At 61.4% G+C, this 19,173-nt stretch carries 15 protein-coding genes; 6 read left to right on the forward strand and 9 right to left on the reverse strand.

Features of this window, described 5'->3' with window-relative positions; genetic code table 11:
* Nucleotides 1-93 precede the first annotated feature (93 nt).
* The 4 genes from ACMGGW_RS01955 (at nt 94) to ACMGGW_RS01970 (ending at nt 4,051) form a co-directional block, all read left to right on the forward strand.
* Nucleotides 94-894, forward strand: coding sequence for a threonine/serine ThrE exporter family protein (locus ACMGGW_RS01955; RefSeq protein WP_025301537.1), 801 nt, complete (start codon nt 94-96; stop codon nt 892-894).
* Complete coding sequence (locus ACMGGW_RS01960) at nt 891-1,355, forward strand: threonine/serine exporter (RefSeq protein ID WP_015376621.1); 465 nt, start codon at nt 891-893, stop codon at nt 1,353-1,355. The genes ACMGGW_RS01955 and ACMGGW_RS01960 overlap by 4 nt, the downstream gene beginning before the upstream one ends.
* A gap of 143 nt (nt 1,356-1,498) precedes the next feature.
* Entirely contained in the window at nt 1,499-1,981 is a 483-nt protein-coding gene (gene folA, locus ACMGGW_RS01965) for a type 3 dihydrofolate reductase (protein WP_025301539.1), read from the forward strand.
* 180 nt (nt 1,982-2,161) lie between these two features.
* Nucleotides 2,162-4,051, forward strand: a complete 1,890-nt coding sequence (locus ACMGGW_RS01970; RefSeq protein ID WP_049207251.1) for a PhoX family protein — start codon at nt 2,162-2,164, stop codon at nt 4,049-4,051.
* Nucleotides 4,052-4,101: 50 nt separating this feature from the next.
* Here the strand turns inward: ACMGGW_RS01970 and apaH are convergent, their stop codons facing one another.
* From apaH to lptD, 6 genes are all read right to left on the reverse strand, one after another.
* A complete protein-coding gene (gene apaH, locus ACMGGW_RS01975; RefSeq protein ID WP_049207253.1) occupies nt 4,102-4,953 on the reverse strand; it encodes a bis(5'-nucleosyl)-tetraphosphatase (symmetrical) ApaH in 852 nt (283 codons plus the stop codon).
* A 2-nt stretch (nt 4,954-4,955) separates the two neighbouring features.
* Entirely contained in the window at nt 4,956-5,333 is a 378-nt protein-coding gene (gene apaG / locus ACMGGW_RS01980; protein WP_016929119.1) for a Co2+/Mg2+ efflux protein ApaG, read from the reverse strand.
* Nucleotides 5,334-5,345: 12 nt separating this feature from the next.
* The gene (gene rsmA / locus ACMGGW_RS01985) at nt 5,346-6,164 is read right to left on the reverse strand and encodes a 16S rRNA (adenine(1518)-N(6)/adenine(1519)-N(6))-dimethyltransferase RsmA (protein WP_025301542.1); all 819 of its coding nucleotides are present in this window, start codon (nt 6,162-6,164) and stop codon (nt 5,346-5,348) included.
* Nucleotides 6,157-7,158 carry a 4-hydroxythreonine-4-phosphate dehydrogenase PdxA gene (gene pdxA, locus ACMGGW_RS01990; protein ID WP_420279164.1) on the reverse strand — a complete coding sequence of 334 codons (1,002 nt, stop codon included), beginning with the start codon at nt 7,156-7,158 and terminating at the stop codon, nt 6,157-6,159. The genes rsmA and pdxA overlap by 8 nt, the downstream gene beginning before the upstream one ends.
* Nucleotides 7,136-8,437 carry a peptidylprolyl isomerase SurA gene (gene surA / locus ACMGGW_RS01995; protein WP_025301544.1) on the reverse strand — a complete coding sequence of 434 codons (1,302 nt, stop codon included), beginning with the start codon at nt 8,435-8,437 and terminating at the stop codon, nt 7,136-7,138. Before surA ends, pdxA begins: the two co-directional genes overlap by 23 nt.
* 65 nt (nt 8,438-8,502) lie before the next feature.
* Complete coding sequence (gene lptD, locus ACMGGW_RS02000; RefSeq protein WP_025301545.1) at nt 8,503-10,863, reverse strand: LPS assembly protein LptD; 2,361 nt, start codon at nt 10,861-10,863, stop codon at nt 8,503-8,505.
* Between the two features lie 228 nt (nt 10,864-11,091).
* On the opposite strand from lptD, the gene djlA reads away from it, so the two are divergent.
* Complete coding sequence (djlA, locus tag ACMGGW_RS02005) at nt 11,092-11,913, forward strand: co-chaperone DjlA (RefSeq protein ID WP_025301546.1); 822 nt, start codon at nt 11,092-11,094, stop codon at nt 11,911-11,913.
* Nucleotides 11,914-11,958: 45 nt separating this feature from the next.
* Here the strand turns inward: djlA and rluA are convergent, their stop codons facing one another.
* The 3 genes from rluA to ACMGGW_RS02020 form a co-directional block, all read right to left on the reverse strand.
* Complete coding sequence (gene rluA / locus ACMGGW_RS02010) at nt 11,959-12,609, reverse strand: bifunctional tRNA pseudouridine(32) synthase/23S rRNA pseudouridine(746) synthase RluA (RefSeq protein ID WP_197832145.1); 651 nt, start codon at nt 12,607-12,609, stop codon at nt 11,959-11,961.
* Nucleotides 12,610-12,666: 57 nt separating this feature from the next.
* Nucleotides 12,667-15,573 carry an RNA polymerase-associated protein RapA gene (rapA, locus tag ACMGGW_RS02015; RefSeq protein WP_049294819.1) on the reverse strand — a complete coding sequence of 969 codons (2,907 nt, stop codon included), beginning with the start codon at nt 15,571-15,573 and terminating at the stop codon, nt 12,667-12,669.
* Nucleotides 15,574-15,820: 247 nt separating this feature from the next.
* On the reverse strand, nt 15,821-18,187 hold the full coding sequence (locus ACMGGW_RS02020; protein WP_197832146.1) for a DNA polymerase II: 2,367 nt from the start codon (nt 18,185-18,187) through the stop codon (nt 15,821-15,823).
* Between the two features lie 214 nt (nt 18,188-18,401).
* On the opposite strand from ACMGGW_RS02020, the gene ACMGGW_RS02025 reads away from it, so the two are divergent.
* Nucleotides 18,402-19,172: a DedA family protein gene (locus tag ACMGGW_RS02025; protein ID WP_049207257.1), complete on the forward strand. Its 771-nt coding sequence runs from the start codon at nt 18,402-18,404 to the stop codon at nt 19,170-19,172.
* The last annotated feature ends 1 nt before the right edge of the window (nt 19,173 follow it).

A 19,173-nucleotide genomic window follows, 5' to 3' on the forward strand; every position in this document is an offset into this window, starting at 1 on the left:
ATAATAACGCCGCTTCCTCTGATGCGCATCAACCCAATGAGGTATTGTTAGGCTCTATGATAATAATTCATCTACCGCCAGCGACGGAGCACCATGCAGCAGACTACCGCCACAGAGAGGCCGGAGCCGCACCGGCAACAGCGTGAAATTACCCGCTTGTGCATTCAATGCGCGCTGCTGCTGTTGCAGCACGGCGCCGAGAGCACGGTGGTGGAACAGCTGTCGACCCGCCTGGGGTTGGCGCTGGGGATGGACAGCGTGGAAAGTTCAATCTCCGCCAATGCGGTGGTGTTGACCACCCTCAGCCACGGCGCCTGCCTGACCACCACCCGCAAGAATGTCGATCGCGGCATCAATATGCAGGTGGTGACCGAAGTGCAGCATATCGTGATCCTCGCCGAGCATCGCCTGGCGGATGCGCACGACGTGGCGCGTCGCTTTGAAAGGATCCGGCCGCTGCGCTACCCGCGCTGGCTGGTGGTGCTGATGGTGGGGTTATCCTGCGGGTGTTTCAGCATGCTCAACGGTGGCGGCGGCGACGCCTTCCTGGTGACCTTTATCGCCAGCGGCGCGGCGATGCTGGTGCGCCAGATCCTCACCGCCCGCCAGATGAATCCGCTGATCAATTTTTGCCTGACGGCGTTTGTCGCTACGTCGATATCTGGGCTGCTGCTGCGCCTACCGGCGTTTAAAGAGACCTCGAGCGTGGCGATGGCCGCCAGCGTGCTGTTGCTGGTGCCGGGCTTCCCGCTGATCAACGCAGTGGCCGATATGTTTAAGGGGCACGTCAACACCGGGCTGGCGCGCTGGGCGATGGCCAGCCTGCTGACGCTGGCGACCTGCATCGGGGTGGTGATGGCGATGTCGCTGTGGGATCTGCGGGGGTGGTCATGAATCTGCTGTGGGCATTGTTGCAGGAGATGCTGTTGGCGGCGGTACCGGCGCTGGGCTTCGCCATGGTGTTCAACGTACCGCTGCGCGCGCTGCGCTATTGCGCGTTGCTCGGGGCAATCGGGCGCGGCTCGCGCATGTTGATGATGCACGCTGGCATGAATATCGAGTGGGCGTCGCTGCTGGCGGCGATCCTGATCGGTATCATCGGCATCTACTGGTCGCGCTGGCTGTTGGCGCATCCGAAGGTATTCACCGTGGCGGCGGTGATCCCGATGTTCCCCGGCATTTCCGCCTATACCGCGATGATAACTGTGGTAGAGATCTCGCATCTTGGCTACAGCGAAGCCTTGATGGAGACCATGATCACCAACTTCCTCAAGGCCAGTTTCATCGTCGGCGCGTTGTCGATCGGCCTGTCGTTACCGGGCCTGTGGCTGTATCGCAAACGCCCCGGCGTGTGAAATTTCCCGGCGGGCGATCGTTGGTTATTAGATATGCTGATAAGAGCTATCTTATATATTCATCTTGCTTGATTAGCCTATCGACGGCACTCAGGCCTTTACGTATAGTGTCACCAATTTTGCTGCCTACACAGGGTTAAACAATGATTATCAGCCTGATCGCTGCCTTGGCGGCGGATCGCGTTATTGGCATGGAAAACGCCATGCCGTGGCACCTGCCGGCGGACCTGGCGTGGTTTAAACGCAACACGTTGAATAAGCCGGTTATTATGGGCCGCAAGACCTTCGAGTCCATCGGCCGCCCGCTGCCGGGCCGCCACAATATCGTTTTGAGCAGCCGCCCAGGTAATGCCGCCGGGGTGACCTGGGTGACCTCGCTGGATGAGGCGCTGGCCGCCGCGGGTGAGGTGGAAGAAGTGATGGTGATCGGCGGTGGGCGCATCTATACCCAGCTGCTGCCGCGCGCCGATCGCCTGTACCTGACGCACATCGACGCCGAAGTCGGCGGCGATACTCACTTCCCGGATTACGAGCCGGACGAGTGGGAAACCACGTTCAGCGAATTCCACGACGCCGACGAGCTGAATTCGCACAGCTACTGCTTCGAAATCCTGCAGCGCCGCTGATTTCAGCGCGTTAGCCAGCTATCCCCGGGGGCGCAAGCAATTGCGCCCCCGGTCTTTTTGCGCCGGTCATTCGTAACCTTTCCGTCACATTACCTGATTAGTATGAAGCCCAACTCCGAGCGCCACGGCAACTCTGGTGAATCTTGACCGCGGCGCCATAACTAAAAAGGTAACCACGTTATGACCAAGCAAATTGAGCAATTAGACGCCGACCGCCTGATCGATCCCACTCGCCGCAAGCTGCTGCTCGGCAGCGCCGGCGCCGTCGGCCTGGCCGGTTTTCTCGGCGGCGGCATCTGGTCGGTCTCCGCCGAGGCGTTAGCCGAGGATCTGCCGCCGAACACGCTGCTGGGTTTCCGGGGCATCGCCGCGTCTACCGCCGATGAAGTGACGATAGCGCCAGGCTACCGCGCCGAGGTGCTGATCTCCTGGGGCGAGCCGCTGGTGGACGGCGCGCCGGCCTTCGATCCGCAGGGCAACAACAGCGCCGCCGATCAGGAAAAACAGTTTGGCGACAACAACGATGGCATGAGCTTCTTCCCTATCGATGACAATCACGGCGTGATGGCCATCAATAACGAATACGTTAACGAGCAGTACCTGTTCGCCCACGGCGGCGCCAAGGCCACCAGCCTGGAAGAGGTGCGCAAATCGCAGGCGGCGCACGGCGTCTCCATTGTCGCGGTCAAGCGGGTCGGCGACGGCCAGCGCTGGGCGGTGGAGCGCCCGTCGCGCTATAACCGCCGCATCACCGCCAACAGCGAGATGCAATTCAGCGGCCCGGCCGCCGGACATCCGCTGTTGCAGACCGCCGCCGATCCGAGCGGCCGCAAGGTGCTGGGCACGTTCGGCAATTGCGCCAACGGCAAGACGCCGTGGGGCACCTACCTGACCTGCGAGGAAAACTTCGACACCTATTTCGGCACCCGTCAGGCCGATTATCGAACCACGCCGGAACAGAAGCGCTACACGCTGAAGGTCAACGAACCGGAGCGCAACTGGCCGGACTATGACGAGCGCTTCGATGTGGCGAAGAATCCCAACGAATTCAACCGCCACGGCTGGATCGTCGAGATCGATCCGTTGAATCCGACCTCGACGCCCATCAAGCACACCGCGCTCGGCCGCTTCAAACATGAAAACGCGGCGGTGACCGTGGCCAAAGACGGCCGTCTGGTGGTGTATATGGGCGACGACGAGCGCGGTGAACATATCTATAAGTACGTTTCCAAAGGCGTGGTCGACGCCGCCAATCCGGCCAACAATCGCACGCTGCTGGACGAGGGAACGCTGTACGTGGCGCAGTTCGACGGCGACGAAGCCGGCACGCCGCTGAAGGGCAAAGGGCGCTGGATTGCGCTCGAGTTCGGCAAGAACGGCCTGACGCCGGAGAACGGCTTCCGCGACGAGGCCGAAGTGCTGATCTTCGCCCGCAAGGCGGCGCAGCAGGTCGGCGCCACCAAGATGGATCGCCCTGAGTGGATCGCGGTCAACCCGCATGACGGGCGCGCGTACTGCACGCTGACCAACAACAGCAAGCGCGGCGAGGAAGGGATGCCGTTGAACGCCGCCAACCCGCGACCGAACAATATCTACGGCCAAATCATTCGCTGGGACGAGGGCGGCGACGCCACCGCCGACGTCTTCGCCTGGGACATCTATGCGTTGTGCGGCAACCCGATCGCCCACCCCGAAGGCGTCAACCGCGGCACGCCGAATATCACGGCGGAAAATACCTTCAACAGCCCGGACGGGCTGGGCTTCGATCGCGCCGGCCGCCTGTGGATCCTCACCGACGGCAAGTACAGCAACAAGGGCGATTACGTCGGGCAGGGCAACAACCAGATGCTGGTGGGCGATCCGGTCAGCGGTGAGATCCGCCGTTTCATGGTGGGGCCAAAGTCCTGCGAACTGACCGGCATCACCTTCACCCCGGACTACAAGACGATGTTCGTCAACGTACAGCATCCGGGAGAAGAGGGCGATTCGCACTTCCCGAACAACAGCCCGCGCCCGCGTTCATCGGTGTTGATGATCACGCGTGAAGATGGCGGAGTGATTGGAGCGTAAGGCGGCAATCAATACAGAACAAAGGCGGCCACCGGGCCGCCTTTATCGTTTCAGGATGCGGCTAATCTGCCGGCGTGGTCAGGCGCTTCGCCGCGATTGGCGGGTTGCGTGAAGTAACGGCGGTCTTCCCAGCGCAGCATCGTCAGATCGCCGCCCCAGCAGCAGCCGGTATCCAGCCCGATCACGCCCTCCGGCGTACCCTTGCCTTCCAGCGAGGCCCAGTGGCCGAAGATGATGGTGTATTCCGGATCCACCAGGCGCGGCAGCTCGAACCACGGTTTCAGCGGCGCCGGCGCGCTGCCCGGCGCATCTTTGCAGATCATGTCGAGCTGGCCGTTGGGGAAGCAGTAGCGCATGCGCGTCAGCGCATTGGTGCTGAAACGCAGGCGCGCCAGGCCGCTCAGCTCCGGCGCCCAGTTGTTCGGCATGTCGCCGTACATGGCGTCGAGGAACAGCGGATAGCTGTCGCTGCTCAATACCGCCTCCACTTCGCGTGCGCACATTTTCGCGGTGCCGATGTCCCACTGCGGGGTGATGCCGGCGTGGGCCATCACCAGCTTTTGCTCATCATCCACCTGCAGCACCGGTTGGCGGCGCAGCCAATTGATCAGCTCGTCGGCGTCCGGCGCTTCCAGCAGCGGCGTGATGCGATCTTTGGGTTTGTTGCGGCTAATGCCGGCGTAAACCGCCAGCAGGTGCAGATCGTGGTTGCCCAGCACCATGCGCACCGCCGGGCCGAGCGAGCGCACATAGCGCAGCACGTCCAGCGAGGCGGGGCCGCGCGCCACCAGATCGCCGGTCAGCCACAGTTGATCGCGCTCGGGATCGAAAGCAGCCTGAGCCAGCAGCGACTTCAGTTCATCGAAACAGCCGTGAACGTCGCCGATAAGGTATGTCGACATAGTTAATGGATCAGCGTTGGAATGGCTAAGCGGAACACGGGAATAGCGGTGCGGAACGGCTGACCCTGATGGTCCACCATTTCGTAATGGCCTTCCATGGTGCCCAGCGGCGTTTCCAGAATGGCGCCGCTGGTGTACTGAAACTCGCCACCGGGCGGAATGACGGGCTGTTCGCCGATCACGCCTTCGCCCTGGACTTCGGTCTGACGGCCGTTGCTGTTGGTGATCAGCCAGTAACGGCCCAACAGTTGCACGTCGGTCCGCCCCAGATTGCGGATGGTGATGGTATAGGCGAAGACGTAACGCTCTTCTTCAGGGATCGACTGTGATTCCACATAGATGCTCTGAACCTGAATACACACGCGGGGCGAATCAATCATGACAACAACTCCTTATTGCTGCGGCGCCGGATTGGCTGACAGCCAGTTCGCCAGCTTGCAGTACTGCGCCACAGAAATATTTTCTGCTCTGAGCGAAGGATCGACGCCCAGCTCCGTCAGCTGCTCCGGCGTGAACAGGTCGCCCAGGCTATTGCGGATGGTTTTCCGCCGCTGGTTGAATGCCTGCGTGGTGATGCGGCTCAGCATGCGCACGTCGCCCACCGGGTTCGGCAGCTCGGTGTGCGGCACCAGACGCACCACGGCGGAATCGACCTTCGGCGGCGGCGCGAACGCGGTCGGCGGCACTTCCAGCACCGGAATGACGTTGCAGTAGTACTGCGCCATCACGGTCAAACGCCCGTAGGCCTTGCTGTTCGGGCCGGCCACCAGACGGTTGACCACCTCTTTTTGCAACATAAAGTGCATGTCGCGGATTGCCTGAGTATAGCTGAAAAGGTGGAACATCAGCGGCGTCGAAATATTGTACGGCAGGTTACCAAATACGCGCAGCGGTTGGCCAGCTTCCTCGGCCAGTTCGGCGAAATTCACCGTCATGGCGTCCTGCTGGTGGATGGTCAGCTTGTCTTTCAGCCGCGGGTGGTTCTCCAGCCGGGTGGCCAGATCGCGGTCCAGTTCGATCACCGTCATGCGGTCCATGCGCGCGCCGACCGGCTCGGTCAAGGCGCCGAGGCCGGGGCCGATCTCGACCACCGCTTCGCCCGGCTGCGGGTGAATGGCGGAGACAATGCTATCGATGACAAACTGATCGGTTAAAAAGTTTTGTCCAAAGCGTTTGCGGGCAAAGTGCCCTTGGTGGACTCTGTTATTCATTACAATTAATTATCATTTTAATGGCGAGATTCAGGGCCGTTTGGAAACTGCCGACATCGGCGGTGCCGGTGCCGGCCAGTTCCAGAGCGGTACCGTGGTCGACCGAGGTGCGTATGAAAGGCAAACCGAGGGTGATATTCACCGCGCGGCCGAACCCTTGGTATTTTAGCACCGGCAGCCCCTGATCGTGATACATCGCCAGCACCGCATCGGCATCTTGCAGATATTTGGGCTGGAACAGGGTGTCCGCCGGCAGCGGGCCGACAAGATGGATGCCGTCAGCGCGCAGCGCGTCGAGCGCCGGGATGATGGTGTCTATCTCTTCGCGCCCCATATGGCCGCCTTCCCCGGCGTGGGGATTCAGACCGCAGACGTAAATGTGCGGCTGGGCGATGCCAAATTTGGTTTTCAGATCGTGGTCGAGGATGCGAATGACTTCGAATAGGCTCTGCTGCGTGATGGCGCCCGGCACCGCCAGCAGCGGCAGATGGGTGGTCGCCAGCGCCACGCGCAGCTCTTCGGTCGCGAGCATCATCACCACGCGATCGCAGCGGCTGCGATCGGCAAAGAATTCGGTATGGCCGATAAACGGCACGCCGGCGTCGTTGATCACGCCCTTGTTCACCGGGCCGGTGATCAGCGCCGCGAACTCGCCGTTCAGGCAGCCGTCGCAGGCGCGCGCCAGGGTTTCCACCACGTAGGCGCTGTTGCCGACGTTCAACTCACCGGCGGTCACCGGGTGAGCGAGCGGGACCGGCAGCACGGTCAGCGTGCCGGCGCGTTGCGCTTCGGCCGGTTGCTGCGGCTTGTAGTCGCGCAGCGTCAGCGGCAGGCCCATACGCTTGGCGCGTTCAAGCAGCAGGGCCGGATCGGCGCACACCACCAGCTCAACAGGCCAATCCTGTTGCGCCAGCGCGGCTACCAAATCCGGCCCCACCCCGGCGGGTTCGCCGGGGGTAATGACGACGCGTTTATTGCTGTGCATCGCTGCCATCGAGGATCTTCACGTAAGCCTGGGCGCGCTGTTCCTGCATCCAGGTCTGCGCTTCTTCAGCGAACTTACGGTTGAACAGCATACGGTAAGCACGGTCTTTTTGCGCAGCGTCGGTCTTATCCACCTGACGGGTATCCAGCAGCTGGATCAGGTGCCAACCGAAGGAGGAGTGGACCGGCGCGCTGATTTCACCCTTGCTCAGCTTCAGCAACGCATCGCGGAAGGCCGGATCGTAGATGTCCGGGGAAGCCCAGCCCAGATCGCCGCCCTGCATCGCAGAACCCGGATCTTGCGACAGCTGTTTGGCTTCGTCGGCAAACTTGGCGCGGCCGCTCTTGATCGCTTCCGCCACGGATTGCAGTTTGGCGCGAGCCTGGTCGTCGGTCAGCACCACTGAAGGTTTCAGCAGGATGTGACGGGCGTGCACTTCGGTGACCGACACCGACTGGCTGGCGCCGCGAATGTCGTTCACTTTCAGGATGTGGAAGCCGACGCCGGAACGGATTGGGCCGACGACGTCGCCTTTCTTGGCGCTCACCAGACGTTCCGCGAACAGGGTCGGGATTTCTTGCAGTTTGCCCCAGCCCATGTTGCCACCTTTCAGCGCCTGAGAGTCGGCGGAGTAGGTAATCGCCAGCTTGCCGAAGTCGGCGCCGCTGTTGATCTCACCCACCAGACGTTTGGCCAGCTCTTCGGCTTTGTCGACCTGCTGCTGCGACGGGTTTTCCGGCAGCGGGATCAGGATGTGGCTGATGTTCATTTCGGTGTCGCTGCCGTTCTGTGCGCCCACCTGTTTGGCCAGTGCGTCCACTTCCTGTGGCAGGATGGTGACGCGGCGGCGCACTTCGTTGTTACGCACTTCGGAGATCAGCATCTCTTTGCGGATCTGCGCGCGGTAGGTGTTGTAGTTCAACCCTTCGTACGACAGGCGGCTGCGCAGCTGATCGACGCTCATCTTGTTTTGCGCGGCGATGTTGGCGATCGCCTTGTCCAGATCGGCATCGGACACGGTGATGCCCATTTTCTTGGCCATCTGCAGCTGGATGTTATCCATGATCAGGCGTTCGATGATCTGATGGCGCAGCGTCTTGTCGTCCGGCAGTTGCTGGCCGGCCTGCTGGGCGTTGAGCTTGACTGACTGCAACAGACCGTTGACGTCGCTTTCGAGTACCACGCCGTTATCCACGACGGCGGCGACTTTATCCACTTCTTGGGGTGCTGCGAACGCGGCATTGGCGCAAACCACCAATCCGAGAATAAGCGTTCTCCAGTTCTTCATACATTTCCCATTATGTAATCCGCAAATGCGGGTGAAAGTTCTCGTTTTCAAAGTGTTGCAAAGCGTCAGAATGCGCGCTGATACGGCAGGATGCCGGAGCGCAGCATTTCTGCGGAGCCGAGACTATGATCGCTGCTCAGGCCGCGCAGTTCGACGTTGAACGAAACTCTGTTGTCGTAAACGCTGGTATTGTTGCTGTTGTTCCAGTCGGTGATCTTGCGCTCATAGCCCAGCGTCACCGCCCAGCAGCAGGTGTTGTACTTCAGCCCCACCAACTGATCGGCGGATTGTTTGGCGCGGGTGTCGTAGTAGTACGCCCCGACCACCGCCCAACGATCGGCGATCGGCCAACTGCCGGTGATGCCCACCTGCGAGATGCCGTCCTGGAAGGCCGGAACCGTTTTGGTGTTCAACGCCGTCTGGATATATTCCGGCGTGGCGTAACGGTAGTTCAACTGCACCACGCGCTCGGCGTCCTGGCGGTATTCCACCACGCCGTTGCCCAGCGAGACGCTGTTCAGGCGGGTGTCGTACTGCAGGCCGCCGCGCAGGCCCCAACGATCGTCGATTTTCCAATAGGTATCGCCGGCCCAGGCTACGCTGCCGGTATCGTCGTTGTTGTCGTAACCGGTCATCTGGTCACCGGTACGCGAACGGCTGAAGTAGTAGATTTGACCCACGGAAGCGTTAAAACGTTCAACCAGGGCGTCATCATAAATGCGGGTGGTCAAACCGGTAGAGACGCGGTTCTGCGAAGCGATGCGATCCAAGCCGCTGTAGGTGCGATCGCGGAACAGGCCGGAGTAGTCGGTCTGCAGCAGCGTGGTGTCGTAGGTGTAGATGTTGCTCTGGTCGCGGTACGGCACATACAGGTACTGCACGCGCGGCTCCAGCGTCTGGGTAGCGCCCTCGGCCCAGATCATCGGCCTCTCGAACACCAGCTTGCCGTCGACTTTGAACTGCGGCAGTACGCGGTTGACCGAATCATCGAGCTCCGGCGCGGCAGCGTTTTTGCGGCTCTGGTAGTTGGCAGCGAAACCGTCAGGAATATCCTGCTGGTAGTGGGTCGCCATCACCTTGGCTTCGGTGTTCAGGCTGGCCCAGCCGTTGGTGAGCGGCAGACTCAGCGTCGGCTCCATATGCAGACGGGTGGCGTCAGGGCTATATGGGTTGACGCTGGTGAACTTGGCCGCCTGGCCGTAAATATGGAAGTCGAACGGGCCGATGTCGTTCTTGTAGTAGTTCAGGTCCAGCTGCGGCTGAACTTTATACGAGTCCGACTGTGAACGATCGGTGTCGTCGTAGATCTGGAATTGTTTGGAGCTCAGCGTGGCGTTCCAGTTTTCGTTGGCGTAGCCGAGGCTGAATTTCTGCGTGGCGTAGCCGTCGGTGGTGGAACCGTATTTGGAGTCCAGATCGGTGAAGTATTTGGAATCGCTGACCTTGGTGTAGTCGACGTTGAAGCGCCATACCTGATCCATGACGCCGTTATGGTTCCAGTAGAACAGCCAGCGTTTGTTGTCGTCATGATCTTTGCCGTATTCCTTGTCGTCCGGCAGCCAGTCGAACTCCATCAGGCCGAGGCCCGGCTGCACCAGATAACGGAACTCGGTCTGCCACTGCAGGCCGCGCTTGGACATATAGTGCGGCGTGATGGTGGCGTCGTAGTTCGGCGCGATGTTCCAATAGTACGGCAACATGAACTCGAAGCCATTGTTGCTGCCGTACTTGGCGTTCGGGATCAGGAAGCCGGAACGGCGCTTGTCGCCGACCGGCAATTGCAGGTACGGGCTGTAGAACACCGGCACGCCGCCGATGCGGAAGCGGGCGTTCCAGATTTCCGCCACCTGCTCTTCGCGATCGTGGATCACTTCGGAACCGACCACGCTCCAGCTGTCGTCGCCCGGCAGGCAGGAGGTAAAGGTGCCGTTTTCCAGGATGGTGTAACGGTTGGCGCCGCGCATTTTCATCTTGTCGGCGTCGCCGCGACCCTGACGGCCTACCATCTGGTAGTCGCCTTCATAGACGTCGGTATCTTTGGTATTCAGGTTCGACCAGGCCTTCGGGCCTTTCAGTTTGATCTGATTGTCGCTGTAGTGCACGTCGCCGGTAGCGGTGACGGTGCGCACCGGATCCGTCTGGCCGGGGTTTTCCGTCTGGTTCAGCTCAACTTCTTTGGCGGTCAGGGTGCTGTTACCCTGCTCGATATGCACGTTGCCGCTGAACAGGGCGCTTTTCGGGTAGTCGGCGCGCGAGTCATCGGCATTGATGGTCACCGGCTGGCTGTTCGGATCGCCGCTGACCAAAGGCTTGTCGTAAACGGGAACGCCAAGCATGCATTGCTCGGCCAGATCAGCCAGCGCATGCTGACTGTAGAGTGCCGTCCAAATCATCGTGGCCAGCAGTGTTGGGAAACTTTTTTTCATACGCGGTTTTGGTGTTCCGTCATCAGAGGCGTCGTGTCCGGCAAACGGTCAGAGACTATATTACTCATCTGCGTTGCGCTAGTGCTAAATCCAGCCGTTTACTTGCGTCGTCGTTAGGCGCAAAGATAAATGACAGGTATGATAATCCAAATTCTAGGAAAAATCGCCTGCGCCCTTTCCTGAAACGGAGGAGAGCGGGCGGCTTTCGGCATGATAATTGAGGAGTATATGCAGTATTGGGGAAAACTGCTCGGCGTCATCGTCGCCATCTGGTCTGGCGCGGGATTCTGGGGTGTAGTTCTGGGGCTGATTATCGGTCATATGATCGATACGGCGCGCAGCAACAAGCGCAGTCGGGGCTTTTTCACCGACCAGCAAACGCGGCAAACGCTGTTTTTCCGCACCACTTTTCAGGTGATGGGCCACCTGACCAAATCCAAAGGACGCGTCACCGAGGCGGATATTCAGATCGCCAGCCTGTTTATGGATCGCCTTCAGCTGCACGGCGAAGCGCGCACCGCGGCGCAGCAGGCGTTCCGCGAGGGCAAACAGAGCCAGTTCCCGCTGCGTGAGACGCTGCAGCAGTTCCGCAGTATCTGTTTCGGCCGCTTCGATCTGATTCGGATGTTTCTGGAAATTCAGATTCAGGCGGCGTTCGCCGACGGCTCGCTGCACCCGAACGAACGTCAGGTGCTGTATGTCATCGCCGAAGAGCTGGGCATTTCGCGCGCGCAGTTCGATCAGTTCCTCAGCATGATGGAGGGCGGGCGTCAGTTCGGCGGCGGTCAGCAGGGCGGGTATTCGCAGGGCGGCTATCAGCAGGCTCAGCGCGGCCCGACGCTCGACGATGCGTGCAAGGTGCTTGGCGTGCGCAGCAGCGACGATGCCGCCACCATCAAACGCGCCTACCGCAAGCTGATGAGCGAACACCATCCGGATAAGCTGGTGGCGAAAGGCTTGCCGCCGGAGATGATGGAAATGGCCAAGCAGAAAGCGCAGGAGATCCAGGCGGCGTACGACCTGATCAAACGCGAGAAAGGTTTTAAATAAGCGATGAAAGCGGGCCCGGCATGCCGGGCCCGTTTAACATGGGGTTCAGAAATCCGGCTCGGCGCGAAAGTGCATCGGCGTCTGGAAGGCGGGGTGGGTGATGCGCAACTCCTGCGCGTGCAGCTGCAGCCGCGGCGCCATCGCTTTGGCTTCCGGCGGGGCATAGAAACCGTCGCCGAGGATCGGGTGTCCCAGCGCCAGCATGTGCACCCGCAGCTGGTGCGAGCGGCCGGTGATCGGCGTCAGCTTCACGCGGGTGCTGCCGTCGGTGTCGCGCGACAGCACCCGATATTCCGTCTGCGCCGCTTTGCCGGTATCAAAACACACTTTTTGCAGCGGCCGGTTCGGCCAGTCGCAGATCAGCGGCAAATCCACTAACCCTTCATCATGCGCCATATGTCCCCAAACGCGGGCGATATAGGATTTCTTCGGTTCGCGTTCGCGAAATTGACGCTTTAGCTCACGCTCGGCGGCCTTGTTGAGCGCCACCACGATCACCCCGCTCGTGGCCATATCCAGCCGGTGCACCGATTCGGCGGCCGGATGATCGGCCTGAATGCGGGTCATCAGGCTGTCTTTGTTTTCCGGGGCGCGGCCGGGTACCGACAGCAAGCCGCTGGGCTTGTTGACCACCATGATGTGTTCATCCTGATACAGGATGTGCAGCGGGTCCTGCGGGGGATTGTAGGGTTCCATCTTGGCTCCGCGAAAAGGGCCGAACGGGGAGACGGTGGCCTCCCCGCATCGCGCCGGTTATTGGTGGGTGACCACCACCAGTCGAATGGCGTCGAGACGCCAGCCGGCTTCATTGAGGTTGGCCAGCACCTGACGGCGGTTGAACTCCAGCGTCTCGACTTCGTCGTCGCGGATGTTCGGGTTGACCGCCTTCAGCGCTTCCAGACGCGCCAGCTCGGCGCTCAGCTTGTCGTCCGCCTCTTGCTTCGCCTGTTCGATAAGCTGGCGCGCCTGCGCTTCCACCAGGCTTTCCGCCTGCTGCAGCATGGCGTGCACGTCTTGTTGCACGGCATTGACCAGCTTGCTGGAGGTGTGGCGGTTGACCGCGTTCAACTGACGGTTGAAGCTTTCGAACTCGACCTGCGCCGCCAGGTTGGTGCCCTTGCGATCCATCAGCATGCGGATCGGCGTCGGTGGCAGGAAGCGGGTCAGCTGCAGGTGTTTCGGCGCCTGGGCCTCCACCACATAGACCAGCTCAACCAGCAAGGTGCCGACCGGCAACGCTTTGTTTTTCAACAGGGACACCGCACAGCTGCCAGTATCGCCGGACAGGATCAGATCCAGGCCATTGCGGATGATCGGGTGCTCCCAGCTGACGAACTGCGCGTCTTCGCGCGACAGCGCCTGATCGCGGTCGAAGGTCACGGTGCAGCCGTCCTGCGGCAGGCCCGGGAAGTCCGGCACCAGCATATGGTCGGACGGCGTCAGCACGATCAGGCTGTCGCTGCGGTCTTCCTGATTGATGCCGACAATGTCGAACAGGTTGAGCGCGAAGCCTACCAGGTTGACGTCGTTATCCTGCTCGGCGATGGCGGCGGCCAGCGCCTGGGCTTTGTCGCCGCCGTTGGAGTGCATCTCCAGCAGGCGGTCGCGGCCCTGTTCCAGCTGCGCTTTCAACTGATCGTGCTGCTGGCGGCAGGCGTGGATGAATTCGTCGAAGCCTTCTTGTTCAGTCGGCGCGGCCAGATAGCCGATCAACTGCTCGTAGCAGCTGTCGTAGATGGTGCGGCCGGTTGGGCAGGTGTGTTCGAAGGCGTCCAGCCCCTCGTGGAACCAACGGCCCAGCACCGCCTGCGCGGTGTGCTCCAGGTAAGGCACCATGATCTGGATATCGTGCATTTGGCCGATACGGTCCAGACGGCCGATACGCTGTTCCAGCAGATCCGGGTTGAACGGCAGATCGAACATCACCAGCTGGCTGGCGAACTGGAAGTTGCGGCCTTCGGAGCCGATCTCGGAACACAGCAGCACCTGCGCGCCTTCCTCTTCGGAGGCGAAGTAGGCGGCGGCGCGGTCGCGCTCGATGATCGACAGCCCTTCGTGGAACACCGCGGCGCGGATCGCTTCACGCTCGCGCAGCACCTGCTCCAGCTGCAGCGCGGTGTCGGCTTTGGCGCAGATCACCAGCACTTTTTCGTTACGGTTGGCCAGCAGGTAGTCCAGCAACCACTCGACGCGCGGGTCGAAGTTCCACCAGGTGGCGTTTTCGCCTTCGAATTCCTGGTAGATCTGCTCCGGGTACAGCATGTCGCGCGCGCGCGCTTCGACGGACTTCTTGGCACCCATGATGCCGGAGACTTTGATCGCGGTCTGATACTGGGTCGGCAATGGCAGCTTGATCTGGTGCAGGTTGCGGTGCGGGAAGCCCTTCACGCCGTTACGGGTGTTGCGGAACAGCACGCGGCTGGTGCCGTGGCGATCCATCAGCATGGCCACCAGCTCCTGGCGCGCCTGCTCGGCGTTGTCGCCTTCGCTGTTGGCGGCTTTGAGCAGCGGTTCGATGTCCTGCTCGTCGATCAGCTCGCCCAGCAGGTTCAGCTTGTCGTCGGCCAGGCGTTCACCGCTCAGCAGCAGGGTGACGGCGTCGGCCACCGGACGGTATTTTTGCTGCTCGGCAACGAACTCGCCGTAGTCGTGGAAACGGTTCGGATCGAGCAGGCGCAGGCGCGCAAAGTGGCTCTGTTGGCCCAGCTGTTCCGGGGTGGCGGTCAGCAGCAGCACGCCGGGGATATGCTCGGCCAGCTGTTCGATCACCTGATATTCGCGGCTCGGCGCTTCTTCACTCCAGGCCAGGTGGTGCGCTTCATCGACCACCAGCAGATCCCACTGGGCGTCCGCCAGCTCTTCCAGGCGCTGCTTGTTGCGGCGCACGAAGTCCAGCGAGCAGATCACCAGCTGTTCGGTCTCGAACGGGTTGCTGCTGTCGAGCTTGGCTTCGGCGTAGCGGCTGTCGTCGAACAGCGAGAAGTAGAGGTTGAAGCGGCGCATCATCTCCACCAGCCACTGGTGCTGCAGCGTTTCCGGCACCACGATCAGCACGCGCTCGGCGCGGCCCGCCAGCAGTTGCTGGTGGATGATCATGCCGGCTTCGATGGTTTTGCCGAGGCCGACTTCGTCCGCCAACAGAACGCGCGGCGCATGGCGCTGGCCGACTTCATGAGCGATGTGCAGCTGGTGCGGGATCAGGCTGGCGCGCATGCCGCGCAGGCCGGCGAACGGCAGGCGATACTGCTCGCTCTGGTATTTGCGGGCGCGAAAACGCAGCGCGAAACGGTCCATGCGGTCGATTTGGCCGGCGAACAGGCGATCCTGCGGTTTGCTGAAGGTCAGCTTGCTGTCCAGCAGCACTTCGCGCATCGCCACGCCGCTTTCCTGGGTGTCCAGGCGGGTGCCGATATAGGTCAACAGACCGTTTTCCTCTTTCACCTCTTCCACCTGCAGCTGCCATCCCTCGTGGCTGCTGACGGTATCGCCCGGGTTGAACATCACGCGGGTGATCGGCGAATCATTTCTGGCATAGAGGCGGTTTTCACCGGTGGCGGGGAAAAGCAGGGTAACCATGCGCGCGTCCAGCGCCACGACGGTGCCCAGTCCTAATTCGCTTTCCGTGTCGCTGATCCAGCGTTGACCAAGAGTAAAAGGCATATATTGTCGGCTCGATTCTTTGTAAGTAAGTCTTGTTACCGGGCGGGAAGGGCCGCGGCACCTGTACTGAACTTCGGTTAATCCCGGTTTGTTTTAAATTTGACGGGCAATAGCCGTTCACGCCATGCAGACGTCGCGAGACGGCAGGGCTAAGCGTGGTTCAGTTTTGGGAAGGGCGCTATGGTAATGGAAGGCGGCGCGTTCGTCACCTGCAAAACCGGATGATTTTTCTTAACCTGGCGCAATCTCAAAACAGCCCCATCTGCCCGGTGACCAGCGTAGTGAAATCGTCGTGCAAGAAAGGGAGTATAGCGTCTGCCACCGGTTGCAGCTGGCGTTCGAGGTAATGCTGATAGTCGATGGGCGAATGACGGGTTTCCAGCGGTTCCGGCCCGGCGACGGTCATCACGTAGCTGATCCAGCCGCCGTTTTGATACTGCAGCGGCCGCCCCTGGCTGCGGTTGTAGTCGTCGGCGATGCGCGCGGCGCGGGCGTGCGGCGGCACGTTGCGCTGATAGTCCTCGAGCTTTCTGCGCAGCCGTTTGCGGTACACCAATTGATCGTCGAAGTCGCCGTTCAGGGTTTTGCCGACGTAGTCGCGCACATAGTCCTGGTAGGGCTGTTGTTTGAAGATGCGCTGATAGAGCTGCTGCTGGAACTCCTGCGCCAGCGGCGTCCAGTCGGTGCGCACCGTTTCCAGGCCTTTGTACACCATTTCTTCCTGGCCGTCGGCACGCGCGATCAGGCCGGCGTAGCGTTTCTTGCTGCCCTGCTCGGCGCCGCGAATGGTCGGCATCAGGAAGCGGGAATAGTGGGTTTCGAACTCCAGCTCCAGCGCGTTCTCCAGCCCGAACTGCTGCTGCAGATGCTGTTGCCACCAGGCGTTGACCCGTTGCACCAGCGCCCGGCCGATCTGCGCGGCCTGCTGCTCGTCATGCGGCTGTTTCAGCCAGACGAAGGTGGAGTCGGTGTCGCCGTAAATCACCTGATAGCCTTCGGCTTCGATCAGCTCACGGGTTTGGCGCATGATCTCGTGGCCGCGCAGGGTGATCGACGACGCCAGCCGCGGATCGAAGAAGCGGCAGCCGCTCGATCCCAGCACGCCGTACAGCGCGTTCATGATGATCTTCAACGCCTGCGACAGGGGCTTGTTGTGTTGGCGCTTGGCGGCCTCGCGCCCCTGCCAGATCTGTTCGACGATCGCCGGCAGGCAGTGTTTGCTGCGGGAGAAGCGGGCGTTGCGAAAGCCGGGCACCGAATCGGCGTCGCTGGGGTGGCGCATGCCTTCCACCAATCCGACCGGATCGATCAGGAAGGTGCGGATGATCGACGGGTACAGGCTTTTATAGTCCAGTACCAGCACCGAATCGTACAGGCCGGGCTGGGAGTCCATCACAAAGCCGCCGGGGCTGTGCTCCTCTGGCTGTTCGCCGAGGTTGGGGGCAACAAAGCCCAGGCGATGCATGCGCGGCATATAGAGGTGGCTGAAGGCCGCCACCGATCCGCCGCTGCGATCGGCCGCCAACCCGGTGACGGTGGCGCGCTCCAGCAGGAAGTTGAGTAGATCGGCCTTGGCGAAGATGCGCGTCACCAGCTCGCAGTCCTTCAGGTTGTAGCGGGCCAGCGCCGGCTTGTCTTCGGCGAAGCGTCGGTCGATCTCCGCCATGCGCTGATAAGGGTTGTCGATAGCCTTGCCTTCGCCCAGCAGTTCCTGCGAAACGTATTCCAGGCTGAAGGAGGGAAAATTCCAGGTGGCGGATTTCAGCGCCTCGATGCCGTCGATGATCAGGCGGCCGGCGGCGGCGGCGAAAAAGTGATTCTGCTTGAAGCCATGCTCGCGCCATTCCAGCAGGTTGCCGCCGCGCCCTAGCCGCAGCGGGATTTGGTAGCGCTCGGCGTGCTTTTGCAGCACCCGCAGATCGAACTGCACCAGGTTCCAGCCGATGATGGCGTCGGGATCGTGACGCTCCAGCCACGCGTTTAGCCGTTCCAGCAGTTGAGGGCGGCTGGCGCAGTATTCCAGAACGAAATCCAGCGGCTCATCGCCGCCGTTGGCCGGCCCCAGCATGTAGACCTGCCGCTGGCCACAGCCTTCCAGCGCGATGGAGTAAAGCTCGCCGTGGGCGGTGGTTTCGATATCCAGCGACACCAGCCTGAGCGCCGGGCGGTAGTCCGGCGCCGGCTTCATCTGGCCGCTGAGCAACGGTCCATCGCCGTTGCCCTGGCCGTTGAACCACACCGGCGCGGTAATGAAGCGTTCCATCAGGTAGCGCTCGGGCGGGCGAATGTCGGCTTCATAGACCGCAACGCCGCCTTCCCGCAGCAGCTTTTCCAGCTTGATGAGCTGACGGTGCTGGCGGCAGTACAGCCCCAGCATCGGGCGGTGATGAAAATCCGTCAGCGCCAGCGGTTTCAGTTCCACCTGCCGCTCTTCACGCAGCAGCAGTTCCGCGCGCTGCCTTTGTTCGGCGGGGATAAACGCCACCGAGGTCTGCGGCGGCAAGCGCAGTTGGCGCGGGCCTGCGTCGGTCGCCAGCCAAAATTCGACCTCGGTGCCGGCGGGCGTGTCGCGCCAGTGGCGAGTGAGCAGGAACCCCTGTTGCAGTGCTGTCATAACCCCTTCGTTTTCCACCGGGCGGCGTGCGCGACGTTCAGCGTGATGTCGGTTTTGGCGCTAATATAGATATATTATAGTATGGGTTTTTATACAGTGATTGTCCATCGCCGCGCGCGTTGCCAAATACGCATACAATTCATCGATTGACTCGCCAGCGGCGGCGCTGGAAAATCCTCGGCCCCGTTTGGCCCGAATAATCCGCAGAGGTGTAATGGAAGCCTATTTACAAGATTTGATCACCCAGTCACTGGCTTTCACCCTGATGGTCGTTCTGCTGGTCGCTTTTTTCGAGTCGCTAGCGCTGGTGGGGCTGCTGCTGCCCGGCACGGTGATGATGGCCAGCATCGGCGCGCTGATCGGCAGCGGCAAGGTGGATTTTTACTACGCCTGGGCGGCGGGCATCATCGGCTGCCTGCTCGGCGACTGGATCTCCTATTTCGTCGGCCGCGCTTTTAAGGGGCCCTTGCACCGCTGGTCGTTCCTGAAAAAGAACAAAGCATTGCTCGACAAAACCGAACATGCCTTGCACCAGCACAGCATGGCGACCATTCTGATCGGCCGCTTCGTTGGCCCGACGCGCCCGCTGGTGCCGATGGTGGCCGGCATGCTCGATTTGCCGCCGTACAAGTTCGCGTTGCCGAACATCATCGGTTGCCTGACCTGGCCGCCGGTCTATTTCTTCCCCGGCATCCTGGCGGGCGTGGCGATCGACATTCCCGCCGGCGCCAACAGCGCGATGTTCAAGTGGTTGCTGCTCGCGGCGGCGCTGCTGGTCTGGCTGGCGGTGTGGCTGAGCTGGCGCTGGTGGCGTGAGGGCAAGCGCAACGCCGATCGGCTGAGCCGTTGGCTGACGCCGCTGCGGCTGCGCGTGGTGTGCGGATTGAGTTGGCTGGCGGCGTTGGCGGTCGGCTATCTGCTGAGCCAACAGCCGCTGATGCCGGTGTACCGGCACCTGCTGTGGAAAGTGCTGGCCGGGCAATGAT

Origin of the sequence: Serratia sp. BNK-4, assembly GCF_048685115.1 — a bacterium.
Lineage (GTDB): Bacteria > Pseudomonadota > Gammaproteobacteria > Enterobacterales > Enterobacteriaceae > Serratia > Serratia bockelmannii.

What these genes read in the sequence shown, in the direction of transcription:
- ACMGGW_RS01955 (WP_025301537.1), top strand. Translation starts at nt 94, where the DNA reads ATGCAGCAGACTACCGCCACAGAGAGGCCGGAGCCGCACCGGCAACAG.
- ACMGGW_RS01960 (WP_015376621.1), top strand. Translation starts at nt 891, where the DNA reads ATGAATCTGCTGTGGGCATTGTTGCAGGAGATGCTGTTGGCGGCGGTA.
- folA (WP_025301539.1), top strand. Translation starts at nt 1,499, where the DNA reads ATGATTATCAGCCTGATCGCTGCCTTGGCGGCGGATCGCGTTATTGGC.
- ACMGGW_RS01970 (WP_049207251.1), top strand. Translation starts at nt 2,162, where the DNA reads ATGACCAAGCAAATTGAGCAATTAGACGCCGACCGCCTGATCGATCCC.
- apaH (WP_049207253.1), bottom strand. Translation starts at nt 4,953, where the DNA reads ATGTCGACATACCTTATCGGCGACGTTCACGGCTGTTTCGATGAACTG.
- apaG (WP_016929119.1), bottom strand. Translation starts at nt 5,333, where the DNA reads ATGATTGATTCGCCCCGCGTGTGTATTCAGGTTCAGAGCATCTATGTG.
- rsmA (WP_025301542.1), bottom strand. Translation starts at nt 6,164, where the DNA reads ATGAATAACAGAGTCCACCAAGGGCACTTTGCCCGCAAACGCTTTGGA.
- pdxA (WP_420279164.1), bottom strand. Translation starts at nt 7,158, where the DNA reads ATGGCAGCGATGCACAGCAATAAACGCGTCGTCATTACCCCCGGCGAA.
- surA (WP_025301544.1), bottom strand. Translation starts at nt 8,437, where the DNA reads ATGAAGAACTGGAGAACGCTTATTCTCGGATTGGTGGTTTGCGCCAAT.
- lptD (WP_025301545.1), bottom strand. Translation starts at nt 10,863, where the DNA reads ATGAAAAAAAGTTTCCCAACACTGCTGGCCACGATGATTTGGACGGCA.
- djlA (WP_025301546.1), top strand. Translation starts at nt 11,092, where the DNA reads ATGCAGTATTGGGGAAAACTGCTCGGCGTCATCGTCGCCATCTGGTCT.
- rluA (WP_197832145.1), bottom strand. Translation starts at nt 12,609, where the DNA reads ATGGAACCCTACAATCCCCCGCAGGACCCGCTGCACATCCTGTATCAG.
- rapA (WP_049294819.1), bottom strand. Translation starts at nt 15,573, where the DNA reads ATGCCTTTTACTCTTGGTCAACGCTGGATCAGCGACACGGAAAGCGAA.
- ACMGGW_RS02020 (WP_197832146.1), bottom strand. Translation starts at nt 18,187, where the DNA reads ATGACAGCACTGCAACAGGGGTTCCTGCTCACTCGCCACTGGCGCGAC.
- ACMGGW_RS02025 (WP_049207257.1), top strand. Translation starts at nt 18,402, where the DNA reads ATGGAAGCCTATTTACAAGATTTGATCACCCAGTCACTGGCTTTCACC.